This window comes from Salmonella sp. 2020_1395, from assembly GCF_043848115.1.
GTDB classification, from domain to species: Bacteria; Pseudomonadota; Gammaproteobacteria; order Enterobacterales; family Enterobacteriaceae; genus Salmonella; species Salmonella enterica.
In genome coordinates, this window is the sequence record NZ_JBCMFH010000013.1 from 86,439 (window position 1) to 99,963 (window position 13,525).

The 13,525-nt window shown below is 51.1% G+C and carries 17 protein-coding genes; all 17 read left to right on the forward strand.

What is annotated here, in order from left to right; all coding sequences use genetic code 11:
• Nucleotides 1-540: 540 nt before the first annotated feature.
• The 17 genes from ACH0WD_RS18760 (at nt 541) to ACH0WD_RS18840 (ending at nt 13,508) form a co-directional block, all read left to right on the forward strand.
• Nucleotides 541-828 carry a putative holin gene (locus ACH0WD_RS18760; protein WP_001226439.1) on the forward strand — a complete coding sequence of 96 codons (288 nt, stop codon included), beginning with the start codon at nt 541-543 and terminating at the stop codon, nt 826-828.
• 2 nt (nt 829-830) lie between these two features.
• Nucleotides 831-1,436: a lytic transglycosylase domain-containing protein gene (locus ACH0WD_RS18765; RefSeq protein WP_001270445.1), complete on the forward strand. Its 606-nt coding sequence runs from the start codon at nt 831-833 to the stop codon at nt 1,434-1,436.
• A 12-nt stretch (nt 1,437-1,448) separates the two neighbouring features.
• Complete coding sequence (locus tag ACH0WD_RS18770; RefSeq protein WP_000777266.1) at nt 1,449-1,763, forward strand: membrane protein; 315 nt, start codon at nt 1,449-1,451, stop codon at nt 1,761-1,763.
• A 158-nt stretch (nt 1,764-1,921) separates the two neighbouring features.
• On the forward strand, nt 1,922-2,377 hold the full coding sequence (locus ACH0WD_RS18775; RefSeq protein ID WP_000449437.1) for a Gp37 family protein: 456 nt from the start codon (nt 1,922-1,924) through the stop codon (nt 2,375-2,377).
• Nucleotides 2,374-2,571, forward strand: coding sequence for a hypothetical protein (locus tag ACH0WD_RS18780; RefSeq protein ID WP_000875314.1), 198 nt, complete (start codon nt 2,374-2,376; stop codon nt 2,569-2,571). Before ACH0WD_RS18775 ends, ACH0WD_RS18780 begins: the two co-directional genes overlap by 4 nt.
• Complete coding sequence (locus ACH0WD_RS18785) at nt 2,561-3,988, forward strand: phage tail sheath family protein (RefSeq protein WP_000729845.1); 1,428 nt, start codon at nt 2,561-2,563, stop codon at nt 3,986-3,988. Before ACH0WD_RS18780 ends, ACH0WD_RS18785 begins: the two co-directional genes overlap by 11 nt.
• Nucleotides 3,988-4,512 (forward strand): phage major tail tube protein, encoded by a 525-nt coding sequence (locus tag ACH0WD_RS18790; protein ID WP_000907494.1) that lies wholly within the window; start codon nt 3,988-3,990, stop codon nt 4,510-4,512. Before ACH0WD_RS18785 ends, ACH0WD_RS18790 begins: the two co-directional genes overlap by 1 nt.
• 51 nt (nt 4,513-4,563) lie before the next feature.
• The gene (locus ACH0WD_RS18795; RefSeq protein WP_001003644.1) at nt 4,564-4,881 is read left to right on the forward strand and encodes a phage tail assembly protein; all 318 of its coding nucleotides are present in this window, start codon (nt 4,564-4,566) and stop codon (nt 4,879-4,881) included.
• Complete coding sequence (locus tag ACH0WD_RS18800) at nt 4,841-4,969, forward strand: GpE family phage tail protein (RefSeq protein ID WP_001185654.1); 129 nt, start codon at nt 4,841-4,843, stop codon at nt 4,967-4,969. Before ACH0WD_RS18795 ends, ACH0WD_RS18800 begins: the two co-directional genes overlap by 41 nt.
• Before the next feature lie 96 nt (nt 4,970-5,065).
• Nucleotides 5,066-7,420 (forward strand): phage tail tape measure protein, encoded by a 2,355-nt coding sequence (locus tag ACH0WD_RS18805; RefSeq protein ID WP_001262488.1) that lies wholly within the window; start codon nt 5,066-5,068, stop codon nt 7,418-7,420.
• A complete protein-coding gene (locus ACH0WD_RS18810) occupies nt 7,420-8,373 on the forward strand; it encodes a phage tail protein (protein ID WP_000271418.1) in 954 nt (317 codons plus the stop codon). The genes ACH0WD_RS18805 and ACH0WD_RS18810 overlap by 1 nt, the downstream gene beginning before the upstream one ends.
• Entirely contained in the window at nt 8,373-8,582 is a 210-nt protein-coding gene (locus ACH0WD_RS18815) for a tail protein X (protein WP_001269716.1), read from the forward strand. Before ACH0WD_RS18810 ends, ACH0WD_RS18815 begins: the two co-directional genes overlap by 1 nt.
• A complete protein-coding gene (locus tag ACH0WD_RS18820) occupies nt 8,570-9,613 on the forward strand; it encodes a phage late control D family protein (RefSeq protein ID WP_000818151.1) in 1,044 nt (347 codons plus the stop codon). The genes ACH0WD_RS18815 and ACH0WD_RS18820 overlap by 13 nt, the downstream gene beginning before the upstream one ends.
• Nucleotides 9,614-9,622: 9 nt before the next feature.
• Entirely contained in the window at nt 9,623-10,345 is a 723-nt protein-coding gene (locus ACH0WD_RS18825) for a phage baseplate assembly protein V (RefSeq protein ID WP_000679392.1), read from the forward strand.
• 327 nt (nt 10,346-10,672) lie between these two features.
• The gene (locus ACH0WD_RS18830) at nt 10,673-11,035 is read left to right on the forward strand and encodes a GtrA family protein (RefSeq protein ID WP_000593184.1); all 363 of its coding nucleotides are present in this window, start codon (nt 10,673-10,675) and stop codon (nt 11,033-11,035) included.
• Nucleotides 11,032-11,961 (forward strand): glycosyltransferase family 2 protein, encoded by a 930-nt coding sequence (locus ACH0WD_RS18835; RefSeq protein ID WP_000703629.1) that lies wholly within the window; start codon nt 11,032-11,034, stop codon nt 11,959-11,961. The genes ACH0WD_RS18830 and ACH0WD_RS18835 overlap by 4 nt, the downstream gene beginning before the upstream one ends.
• On the forward strand, nt 11,961-13,508 hold the full coding sequence (locus ACH0WD_RS18840; protein WP_000632050.1) for a DUF6056 family protein: 1,548 nt from the start codon (nt 11,961-11,963) through the stop codon (nt 13,506-13,508). The genes ACH0WD_RS18835 and ACH0WD_RS18840 overlap by 1 nt, the downstream gene beginning before the upstream one ends.
• Nucleotides 13,509-13,525 lie beyond the last annotated feature (17 nt).

Consider the following 13,525-nt stretch of genomic DNA (forward strand, 5'->3'; position numbering starts at 1 on the left):
CGGCACCAAAAAGGGAAGCGTAAAAAACGGTGCAATAACTACCTAACAATATATTCAAAATATATATAAATATTTACTATCAACGGCATTTAATTATAAATTAAAAGAATGTATATATCGTTTTCAATTTATAATATGTATTTATTTTATAGGTGAAGTAAGCCTTCACTGATGTCATCATTTTACACAATACTGTATGCATATACAGTTAATTTTTTGCATTTTTTTCTGCGTTCGATCAAAAAGATCGCTTTCCTCACGATCGCGTGAATTTTTAAACTGACTTTAAAAATCAATAAGATAATTTTAATCAAAGATTATTATGACGCAGCAATACCGCCATCGTAGCCTGCCACAGACACATACTGACTCTCCGCAGGCAGCCTCTACCCCCTGCCCCGAAAGCTTTATTTATTCGTTTATTTGTTGGCATTTGACACCATGCGCTAAACATTTTTTAAAGTTATTTATTAAAGCCCTTTTCGTTCTTCCGCTATGGGGAAAAGCGATACTTCTCTCTCAATTATCAGGAGATAGAGTATGCGAAAAATTATTGTTCCCCGACTTTCCGGCTGGCTGATTGCCTCTGTCGTACTGTTTGCGCTTATCGGCTGGACATCATCAGCGCAAATTCCGGTCGTCATCTATAAACTCAGCCTGGTTTCGTTATCAGCGGTGCTGGGTTACTGGCTCGACCGTAGTCTTTTCCCTTGGGCGCGTCCCGACTCCTTTTGCCCCTGGGAAGAATCGCTGTGCTGCGCCGCGGCGATGATTCGTCGCGCGATCATCGTTGCGGCAATTTGCCTTGCCGTCGCGCTGGGGCTGTAACGATGCGTTATCAATACGTATGCCTGGTCTGCGTTATGACTTTCTTGTCTGCCGAAGCTGCCGAACCGCCGCGCGCTTCTCTGCAATGGCGAAACGAAGTGATTCGTACCGCGCGCGAAATCTGGGGGCTTAACGCCCCCGTTGCTGATTTTGCCGGGCAACTACATCAGGAATCCGGCTGGGCGCCTGACGCCCGTTCCCCGGCGGGCGCGCAGGGGATGGCGCAATTTATGCCTGCAACGGCAAAATGGGTAAGCCAGTTGTACCCAGCGCTTCGCGAGAACAAGCCGTTTAATCCCGCCTGGGCGATACGCGCGCTGGTACAGTATGACCGCCAGTTGTGGAAAAGTGTGTCAGCAAAAAATAGCTGCCAGCGAATGGCTTTCACTCTGAGCGCCTATAACGGCGGGCAAGGCTGGGTTAACAGAGATAAAAAGCTGGCCGCCGCAAAGGGGTTAGATACGTCCATCTGGTTTGAACATGTAGAACGCGTTAACGCCGGGCGCAGCGCCGCAAACTGGCGCGAGAATCGTCACTACCCCAAAGCGATTTTATACCAACATGCTCCCCGTTATTTGCAATGGGGGCAGGCTAGCTGCATTCATTAATCAGAGGGAGTAATGAAACTCAGTATCGATTTTTGGGAAGTCATCTCCCTCTTACTTTCGTTTGTTGGATTAATGTTTGCTGCCGGTAAATTGCTGCTGGCGCAAATTGAAAAACGGCTGAATGAACGTTTTGAAGCACTGGAAGCTGCCCGGCGCGAATCAGAAGCGGGCTGGTCCAGGCTGGAGAGAGAATTTCTGGAATTTCGCGCCGATTTACCGCTGCATTATGTCCGCCGCGAGGATTATCTTCGCGGCCAGGCCGTTTTGGAAGCAAAACTGGATGCGCTATATAGCAAAATAGAACTGATTCAACGAGGGAACCATTAAACAAATCCCCGCCGTTTATACGCCGGGGATTTTTTATTCGTTTTAACTTTTTTCTCTAAAGGAGATTAAAAGATTCCTGATGCCTGATACATCAAAATACGTCTGAACGATAACGAAGAGAGAATATTATCTCTCCCGGTAAATCAAGGAAAGCGTATATGGAAACATTATCTGTTGTACATACCGTGGCGAATAGACTACGTGAATTAAACCCTGATATGGATATACATATTTCATCAACCGATGCGAAAGTATATATCCCAACAGGGCAGCAGGTAACGGTATTAATTCACTACTGCGGTTCGGTTTTTGCCGAACCAGAAAATACGGATGCCACGGTACAAAAACAACTAATCCGGATTTCCGCCACCGTTATTGTTCCGCAAATAAGTGACGCGATAAACGCGCTGGATCGTCTACGTCGCTCGTTGGGGGGCATTGAACTTCCCGACTGCGATCGTCCGCTCTGGCTGGAAAGCGAAAAATATATCGGCGACGCCGCAAACTTCTGCCGTTACGCCCTGGATATAACCGCCAGCACCCTATTTATCGCGGAACAGGAAAGCAAGGATTTACCCCTGCTTACAGTCGTTAATTATGAGGAAATTCAATGAAATATATCTATAGTGGCCCGGCAAGCGGCGTCACGCTCGCCGACGGTCAGGAAGTCTTACTGTGGCCCAATAGCGAAATCTCGCTGCCGGAAGATAACGAGTGGGTAATCACCATGATTGCCCGCCGTCACCTGGTGCCAGTGGTTACGCAAGAAGTAGAAACTAATGAAGAGGAAATTGTCCATGGCAGCTAATTACCTGCACGGTGTAGAGACCATTGAGATCGAAACCGGCCCACGTCCGGTTAAGGCGGTTAAATCTGCGGTTATTGGTCTGATCGGCACCGCGCCATGCGGCCCGGTTAACCAGCCAACGCTGTGCCTTTCTGAAAGCGACGCGGCGCAGTTTGGCCCAGGTCTGGCGAATTTCACCATCCCGCAGGCGCTGAAGGCGATCTACGATCACGGCGCAGGGACGGTCGTGGTGATTAACGTGCTGAATCCGGCGGTACACAAAAGTACCATTCCCAGTGAAACCGTGAAGGTTGATGACAACGGTCAGATTCAACTCAAGCACGGGGCCGTGCAAACGATAAACATTGGCCGCAGCACGAACGCCGGAAACGCTTATATCAAAGGCACCGATTACACCATTGATATGCTGACCGGTAAAATCACCTGTATGGGAACCAACCTGAAACCCGGCGTTCAGGCCTATGTAAATTATACTTACGCGGACCCCACCAAAGTGACTGCCGCCGATATTATTGGCGCGGTAAACACCGCGGGTGACCGTACCGGCATGAAGCTGTTACAGGACACCTGGAACCAGTTTGGTTTTTACGCAAAGATCCTGATTGCGCCGGTCTTTTGTACGCAAAACTCGGTCGCCGTTAAGCTTATCGCTCAGGCAGAAGCGCTGGGAGCCATTACCTACATTGATGCGCCCATCGGCACGACTTTCCAGCAGGTTCTGGCAGGGCGCGGCCCGCAGGGGGCGATTAACTTCAATACCAGTTCCGATCGCGCGCGTCTGTGCTATCCGCACGTTAAAGTGTACGACAGCGCGACGAACAGCGAAGTCCTGGAGCCGCTCTCCTCCCGCGCCGCTGGCCTGCGTGCCAAAGTGGATCTGGAAAAAGGCTTCTGGTGGAGCAACTCCAATCAGGAAATTCAGGGCATTACCGGCGTAGAGCGCTCGCTGTCAGCGATGATCGACGATCCGCAAAGCGAAGTGAATCAACTGAACGAAAACGGCATCACCACCGTCTTCAACAGCTATGGCTCCGGTTTGCGCCTGTGGGGCAACCGTACCGCTGCCTGGCCGACGGTTACTCATATGCGTAACTTTGAGAACGTGCGTCGTACCGGCGATGTAATCAACGAATCCATCCGCTATTTTAGCCAGCAATACATGGATATGCCGATAAACCAGGCGCTGATCGACGCGCTAACCGAATCGGTGAACACCTGGGGCCGCAAGCTGATTGCCGACGGCGCGTTGTTGGGCTTTGAATGCTGGTACGACCCGGCGCGTAACGAACAGACTGAACTGGCAGCCGGGCATCTGTTGCTGAGCTACAAATTCACCCCGCCGCCGCCGCTGGAACGTCTGACGTTTGAAACCGAAATTACCTCTGAATATTTAGTTTCTCTGGAGAGCAATCGCTAATGGCTGGAAAAATTCAAATTAACCGTATTACCAACGCCAATATTTATCTTGATGGTAATAATCTTTTAGGTCGCGCGAGTGAAATTAAACTGCCTGATATCAGCATGATTATGCAGGAGCATAAAGCGCTGGGGATGGTCGGTAAAATTGAGCTGCCTGCCGGTTTTGACAAACTGGAAGGTGAAATTAAATGGAACTCGTTTTACCACGACGTCATGCGTAAAACGGCAAACCCGTGGCAGGCGGTGGCATTGCAGTGCCGCTCCAGCATCGATTGTTATAACTCGCAGGGTAAAGCGGATCAGTTAGCGCTGGTGACGCATATGACCGTAATGTTTAAAAAGAACCCGCTGGGAACGTTTAAACAGAATGAAAACCCGGAATTTAGCAGCGCCTTCGGCTGCACTTATATTAAACAGGTGGTTGACGGTGAAACGCTTCTTGAACTGGATTATCTGGCGAATATTTTCCGCGTAAATGGCGCGGATCAATTAAATGCCTACCGCAATAATATTGGCGGTTAATTACTTCGGGGCTACGGCCCCGAATTTAACACGACGAATAAGGACTACACCATGAACGAAAAATATACCCTGCAATTCCCGTTTACCTCCGCCACCGGGGAACGTATCGACGTTCTGCAATTACGTCGCCTGAAGGTAAAAGATATGCGCGCCGCGCGCCGCGCCAGCGATAAACCGGAAGAGTGGGATGAGCCGCTGATGGCGGCTATGACCGGGCTGGTAACCGAAGATCTGGCGGAAATGGATCTGCTGGACTATCAGGCATTGCAGAAACGATTTCAGGCCATGCTTAGCATGGCTACAGAACCCACAGCAACTGTGGCAGGCAATGGCGCTGCTGGCGAGGTGGTTTCGCTTTCCGCCCAGTGAAATTGACGCGCTGTCGGTTGACGATTTTACCTGCTGGCTGGACGAAGCCAGCGCGCAAATTAAACACGAATACGACTCGCAGGCTTAATGCCTGTGGGTTTCCAGACCCAAGCCCGGTTCACTCCTTCCCTGTCCTTTTTCCGGCAAGCAGCCTGTTACCGGGCAACTTATACGAGACACTATTTTGGCCAACGACATTATTACTCAGCTTCAGGCGCGTAATGAGACGTTGACGCAGGCAATAGCCCGTTACGGCTCACTCAACGCCAGCACGCTGCACACGCTCAGCTTTGAGCAAACAAAAATCACCCGGCTTACGCAACAGCTCGCTAACTCCGCCCTTCGCCGGGAAGAGAACGATAAACAGCGCGCCGGGTTGCTGGAAAAAACACAAACGTTCGCCGGACAGCTCGGCAAGCTCCTGAACGTTGAGACTCCCGACTGGAAGCTGCCTTACGAATTTCAGGGCAACATGGTCGATATGGCGGCGAAAGGCGGCATGGATAACACCGCGCGGGACGCCCTGAGCCTGAATATCCGCGACTGGAGCCTTGATTTCAATCAGGATCAAAAAGATCTGCAAAGCGCCGCCGCCACGATGATCGAAGGCGGCGTCAGCGCATTGCAGGATCTTAGCCGCTACATGCCCGATATCGCCAAAGCCGCAACCGCCTCCCGTGACAGCGCGCAAAGCTGGGCGCAGGCGGCTCTGGCCACTCGCAACAAACTGAACATCGCCCCTGACGACTTCCGTTTTGCGCAAAATATGCTGTACAGCGTGGCAAAAAGCGGCGGCGGCTCCGTTGCAGAACAAACCCAGTGGATTAACGCCTTTGCCGGAAAAACCGGCGCTCAGGGGAGGGAAGGCATTGCGGAACTGACCGCAACGATGCAAATCGCCATGAAAAACGCTCCTGACGCAGGCGCGGCGGCAGCGAATTTCGACCATTTCCTGAAATCCGCCTTCTCGAAAGAGGCGGACAGTTGGTTTGCCCGCCAGGGCGTGGATCTTCAGGGATCGCTGCTGGAACATCAGCAAAACGGGATCGGCGTGACGGAAGCGATGACCCACATCGTGCAGATGCAACTGGAGAAAATGAACCCGCAGATCCTCGACACCTTCAGGCAAACCATGAAGATTGAGGATCTTTCCGCGCGCGGCGACGCGCTACAGGCCATGACGGAGAAATTTAACCTCGGCGCGATGTTCGGCGATGCGCAAACGCGGGATTTTCTCGCCCCGATGCTGGCGAATATGGACGAATATCGCCAGCTAAAAGCCTCCGCAATGCAGGCGGCGGGGCAACATTTTATCGATGATGACTTCGCCGCGAAAATGACATCGCCCGGAGAACAGACCAAAGCGTTACAACTTTCACTTAACGATCTGTGGCTGACCGTCGGCCTGGAACTGATGCCCGCCATTGGCGAACTGGCGCAAAGCATCACGCCGCTGGTGCGGCAGTTCAGCGCCTGGCTGCGGGAAAATCCGGCGCTGGTGCAAGGGGTCGCTAAAGTCGTTAGCGTTATCTGGCTGTTCAACGGGGCGCTGAATATTCTCAGGCTGGGAGCAAACCTCATTGCGTCACCGTTTATTCGCCTGATCGATATCTTCCTGAAGGTCAAAGCCGGTCTGGCGCTGGGCGGCGGCAGTCGAGCGCTGTCGGTTCTGAAATCGTTTGGCAACGGTGCGAAAAGCCTGACGATGCTGCTGGGAAACGGCCTGATAAAAGGGCTACGGCTGGTCGGCCAGACGTTTATCTGGCTGGGTCGGGCGCTGCTGATGAACCCTGTCGGCCTGACTATCACCGCTATCGCAGGCGCCGCCTATTTACTTTATCGCTACTGGGAACCGATTTCTGGTTTCTTTGCCGGAGTCTGGGAACGCATCAAAACCGCCTTTGACGGAGGCATTGCCGGCGTCACGCGTTTGATTCTCGACTGGTCGCCGCTGGGGCTGTTTTACCGCGCCTTCGCCAGCGTACTGGACTGGTTTGGCATTGAACTCCCCGCCAGCTTCAGCGAATTTGGCGGCAATATTCTCGATAGCCTGATCAACGGCATTCTGAATGCGCTTCCTTTCCTGAACGGGGCGATTGAGAAGATAAAAGCGCTGATCCCCGACTGGGCGAAAAGCGCGCTGGGCATCAGCGCTGAAATGCCGTCTGTCGCCGCCGCCGTCCCCGGTATTGCCGGAACAATGGTCGCGCAACAGGCCAGCGAGCCGCTGGTATCGGGAGCGAAAGCGGTGACAACCTCGGCCAAAACGATGGCCTCGCCGCAGCCTGTGAAGACGAAAAGCGCCGCCACGCCGCCGACGCCAGCCGCGCTTCCCGGCAAAGCCGGCGGGAAACCTTATACGCTGCCCTCCCGCGCGCAAAGCAACGTGCAGGTACACTTTTCCCCGCAGGTTACCGTGCAGGGAAGCGGCGCGAATGCCGCCAAAGATATCAACAACGTGCTGTCGCTGAGCAAACGCGAGCTGGAGAGAATGATTAACGATGTCATGGCGCAACAACGGCGCCGGGAGTACGCATAATGTATGCCGTATTAGGCGAAATAGAATTTGACGTCGTCGCTTACTGGGACGAATTTGAAAGCACGATGGGCGTGGATTATACCTGCCATGCCCGTATTGAAGGGAAACCGGGCGTACAATTTATCGGCGATAAGCTGGACAAAATCACCCTGAAATTCAACTTTCATAGTCAGTATTGCCAGCCGACCACCGAGCTGAACCGTCTGCGGGAAGCCATGACCGCGCACCAGGCGATGGCGCTGGTGTTCGGCAACGGCGATTATCGCGGCTGGTTCGTGATTACCGATCTGACCGCTACCCACCAACACACCGATCCTTACGGTAACGTTATTGCCCAAGGCGGCAGTCTGTCGCTACAGGAGTACACCGGCGATCCGAAGAGCCCGTTGCTGCCTCCGGCCATCACCACCCAGGAACCGAACATTGACGAGATGTTGGATGAGCTTCCCGACGTTAGCGATTCCTGGTTCGATGAACTGCTGAGCGCCGTTGAAGAGGGTATGCGTGAAGCCAAAGAGATGATGGATGAGGTGGCCGACGCCATTGATGACATCAAAAAAACGATCGCCCAGGCGAAAGAGCTGGTGAAGGAAGCCAAAGCGCTGAAAGAAAAATGTGGCGATATCGTCGATTCGCTGAAAAAAACCATGAGTTCGATAGACGCGCTGTTCCAGCAGCCGCTGGATTTGCAAACGCTGGCCGGGCTGCCGAAAGCGCTGGCGGCAAAAATGCAGGAACTGATCGACAGCCTGCCGGGGATCCGCGAATGCGCGGGCGATGCCGGCACGCTTATCGAACACGCCGAATCGCTGTTTGACGCCATCACCAGCAGCGTCGCGGAAGCGACTTACGACAGCGCCGCGACGCTGGTCAATCAGGCGCGCGGCACGCTGCAAACAAGCGCTCCTGACGTGAGCCAGCTTGCCGCCGCCGATATTACGAGGAGTCTGTAATGCGCTACCTTGAACATGTCACCACCGACGGCGAACGCTGGGATAATCTCGCCTGGCGCTATTACGGCGATGCGCTGGCCTACGAACGCATCATCGCGGCCAATCCGCACGTCGCTATTATGCCAGTTTTGCCGTCAGGCGTGCGGCTGATCATCCCGGTTATCAGCGTCACGCAAACGACCCCGGAGCTACCGCCATGGCTGAGATAACGGTATCCGGCGGGGTGTTCGCCACCCTGACGCCCATTTTTACCCTTTGGTACGGACATAAAGAGATCACTTACGACATCGCGCCTTATGTCACCAGCATCAGTTACAGCGACAGCATTAAAAACGAGTCGGATGTTATTGCCATTGCGCTGGAAGATAGCGCCGGGCGCTGGGTAAACGAATGGTATCCGGGAAAAGGCGACACGCTGGCGCTGCGCCTGGGCTACCAGGGCGAAGATCTGCTCGATTGCGGAACCTATATCATTGATAAAATTGATATCAGCGCGCCGCCTTCGACGGTCAATATCGACGGTATCGCCACCTCGGTCAGCAAAGCGCTACGCACCAAAAACAGCCAGGGCTTTGAGGAGACGACGCTTTCCGCCATCGCCAGTCGCATCGCGCAAAAACACGGTTTAACGCTGGCGGGCAAGATTGCGCCGCTGACGATTGATCGGGTCACGCAATATGCCGAAACCGATGTGGCGTTTCTCAAACGGCTGGCGAGTGAATATGGCTATACCGTGAAAGTGACGGCGACGGAGCTGATCTTTTCGCATCTGCCGACGCTACGCTGCCTGGCACCGGTGAAGACGCTCAGGCGGACGGATATTTCGCACTACACGTTCAAAGATACCATCAACCGGATCTACAAAAACGCCACCGTGCAACATCAAAATAGCAAGCAAAAAGAACTGGTTATCTACACCCATGACAGCCAGGAAAAAGCCCCGACGCGCGGTGCGGCGACCAGCGCCGATACCCTGAAGATTAACAGTCGCGCTCCGGATACCGGCGCGGCGCAGGCTAAAGCCAATGCCGCGCTGGACAGTCACAACGAATACCAGCAAACCGGCACGCTCAGCATGATGGGCTGCCCGCAGTTGACGGCGGGCAACAAGATAGAACTGAGCGATTTTGGCGTACTTTCCGGGCAGTGGCTGATTGATAAATCCATGCACAAACTCACGCGCAGCGGCGGCTACACTACCGAAATCGACATTTCACGCGGACCGGCAACCAGTCAGTAAGGAGACAATATGAAAGGCGTTACCCGCCAGACGGGCATTATCAGTGATATTGATGAGGCGGTCGTGCGCGTCAGAGTCACTCTGCCGGAGTGCGATAACCTGCGCAGTAACTGGCTTGCGGTGCTGCAACGCAACACGCAGGACAACAAAGATTACTGGTTGCCGGATATTGGCGAACAGGTGGAGGTTTTGCTCGACGACAACGGCGAGGATGGGGTGGTGCTGGGCGCGGTCTACTCCAGCGTGGATACCGCGCCGCTGGCCTCGCGCGACAAACGCTACGTGCAGTTTTCCGACGGCGCGGCCTTTGAATATGACCGTGCGTTACACCAGCTCACCGTCAACGGCGGCATAGAAAAAATCGTCATTGAAGTGAAGGAACGTACGCAGCTTACTTCACCGCAAGTAGAGGTCAGGGCGCAGCACGTCACGGTGATATCAGAAACCGTAGACGTGGCGGCCACCTCCGTGGGCGTCAAGGCGGTAGATGTCAACGTGGAAGCGCCCCATACGGGCATTAAAGCGCTGAATGTCACCGTCGATGCGCCGCTCAGCACCTTTACCGGCGACGTTACCGTGATGAAAAAACTCACCTGGCTTGGCGGTATGGCAGGCAGCGGCGGCGTCGGAAACAGCGCGGTGATTACCGGCAACGTGAATGTCCTCGGCAACGTTAACGCCAGCGGTTCAGTGATGGACAGCGGCGGCAACTCCAACCACCACTCTCACTAACCTGCAAATTGCTGCTGGATGGTGGCTTCGCCTTATCCAGCCTGCAAAAGGTGCATAAACACCGGCCCGGTAAGCGCAAAAGCGCCACCGGGCAAATTGCTGGAGGATATTTATTTTCAGCGCAACGTGATTAGTCCCTTTTCGCGCGCTATTTCCGATGAAAATGTAATCACTTTGCGCTGCAAATATTGCATATATGTATATTGGAAAACTAACGCTATTTTTTACTTTAACTTCGCCCTGTTTACATAAAATCTGCTGTTCAGGAATGATCCTCTCAGTTTTGTCTGGTAGACTTCGCTGAATTACAACTTCTTGATTGCTATAATGATAAAATTATTTATAAAGTACGTTTCGATAGGCGTACTTAATACTGCTTTGCACTGGGCTATCTTTGCCCTTTGCGTCTATGGATTTCAAACAAGTCAGGCTTTGGCAAACGTAACGGGCTTTGCTGTCGCTGTCAGTTTTAGTTTTTTCGCTAACGCCCGGTTTACCTTTGGAGCCAGCGTATCAACCGGACGTTATTTGCTGTACGTCGGTTTTATGGGCGTGCTGAGCGCCGTCGTGGGATGGACAGGCGACAAGTGTGCTATGCCTCCCATTTTTACGCTCATTGTATTTTCCGCAATTAGCCTTATTTGCGGATTTTTATATTCCAGATTCATTGTTTTCAGGAATGAGAAATGAAAATTTCATTAGTGGTTCCCGTCTTTAATGAAGAGGACGCGATCCCTATTTTCTATAAAACGGTCAGAGAATACAGTTCACTTAAACCTTATGACGTTGAGATTATCTTCGTTAATGATGGGAGTCACGATGCGACTGAATCAATCATCAGCGCATTAGCTGTTGCCGATCCTCTTGTTGTTCCGATCTCATTTACCCGCAATTTTGGTAAAGAACCTGCACTTTTTGCCGGATTAGATCACGCGACCGGAGATGTGGTGATCCCTATCGATGTTGATTTACAAGATCCCATCGAAGTAATCCCACATTTGATCAATAAATGGCAGGCTGGTGCAGAAATGGTGCTGGCTAAGCGTATCGATCGTTCAACGGATGGCCACCTGAAGCGTAAAAGCGCTGAGTGGTTCTACAGGCTGCATAACAAAATCAGTACGCCAAAGATTGAAGAGAATGTCGGTGATTTTCGATTGATGTCGCGCGAGATTGTAGAAAATATCAAGCTATTACCAGAACGTAACCTTTTCATGAAAGGTATACTTTCATGGGTTGGAGGTCAAACAGATGTTGTCGAATATGCCCGTGCTGAACGTGTCGCAGGTAGCTCAAAATTTAATGGCTGGAAACTCTGGAACCTGGCGCTGGAGGGGATTACAAGTTTTTCTACTTTCCCTTTGCGTATCTGGACGTATATAGGAGTGAGCGTTTCTGCCCTCTCCCTGATATATGCCATGTGGATGATCATTGATAAATTGATGTGGGGAAACCCTGTTCCTGGTTATCCTTCGCTTATGACCGCGATTCTCTTCTTAGGCGGCATCCAGCTTATCGGCATAGGCATCATGGGTGAATATATCGGACGCGTTTACACGGAGGTAAAGCAAAGGCCTCGCTATATCGTGAAAAACAAAAAAACAATGATGGAATAATGATTACTATGCTCAAGATATTACCGAAAACGGCGATGATACTACTGGCTTTTTTGGCCATTTTTCTTATTGAATGGTATACCCCCATTCACTCTGATGATTACCGCTATTACCTTTTAGGAATTTCGCCGGAATCACATTTTCATCATTATATGACATGGAGTGGCAGGATTATAGCTGATTACACCAGCGCACTCATCCTGTATACACGTTCTCAACTCGTGTATTCCATCAGCGCTGCCGTTTCGACACTGGTATTTTGTTATTTCATTGTGAAGACACCCTCAGGTACATTACGCTGGAATAAATCCGACTACTTATTATTCCCACTAATATTCTTCACTTACTGGATTTCGAACCCGAATTTGGGTCAAACCACTTTCTGGATCGTTGGTGCTGCGAATTATTTGTGGACGAATCTGTTCGTTGTTGCATGGCTGTTCTTCTTTTACACCATAACAATAAAAAACAGTAAAGCGATCAGCCCGTGGGTTGCATTACTAAGTTTTATGGCAGGCTGTTCCAATGAAAGCGTCTCACCTTTCGTCTCGCTTATTTCTGTTCTGGCCATTGCATACGAGTTATGGCAAAACAAATCTGTTTCGCGCAATAAGATAGTTTATAGTCTCTGTGCAATCGCAGGTTCATGCGTATTGATACTTTCTCCGGGCAATTTCATCCGCGCCAGCGGCAAAGAATTCTGGTATGGAAGGCCGATTTTTGAACGTATTTTCATTCACTTAACAGAACGCGTTCATAACCATCTGGCGCTGATCTGGATAGCTTATGTTGTTTTGTTATTGCTGGTCTTACTGGTCATATTCAATAAGCAGATTCGCGCCAAAATTGATAAAACGTCCCTTATCTGCGCTGCGTTAGTCGTATGTATAGGTATTAGCACTTCCTTAATTATGTTCGCGTCGCCATCCTACCCCGATCGGGTTATGAACGGTACGTTTATGTTTTTCCTTTTAGCTATCTCCTTCATCGCTTACGCCCTGTTGAAAAGCGGCGTTAAGGCTGGAGTCGTCGGCGTAACTGCCGTGACTGTTCTCTGTGGTATCGTATTCCTTTGGTCCTATTCATTGATGCTTAACGGTTATAAAAAAACGGCCGGACAGGAAATCGTAAGACAAAAAATCATTACTAAAGAAATAGCGGCAGGTAAACAGAAGTTTATCATCCCTGACTATTATTTCGTCAAGTTGCAAAATAGCGGTGGTCATTTTGGTTTATTCCATGATCCTGCTGTTTACGGCGAGTATTATCATGTACAAGCTATTTTCAAAAAGAAAGTCAATTTTGATTATTCTGTAATCGCTAATGGAGCGAAGCACAGCCTTTCCAATGAAACGACGGCTTATAGCAACACCCGCGGGGATTTCGCTATTATCAGCCGGGAGCAGCTAACGGGTTCGATCACACTCTCGGTTAATGGACGGCAGAAAACGACTCCAGTTGAAAAAATGAAGCACGCAGAAATCAATGATGAATTCTGGTACTACGCTTCTGTAGACAAAGGTGAAATTACAGCAATTTCATTTTAACTTTACGTAAAACGCGA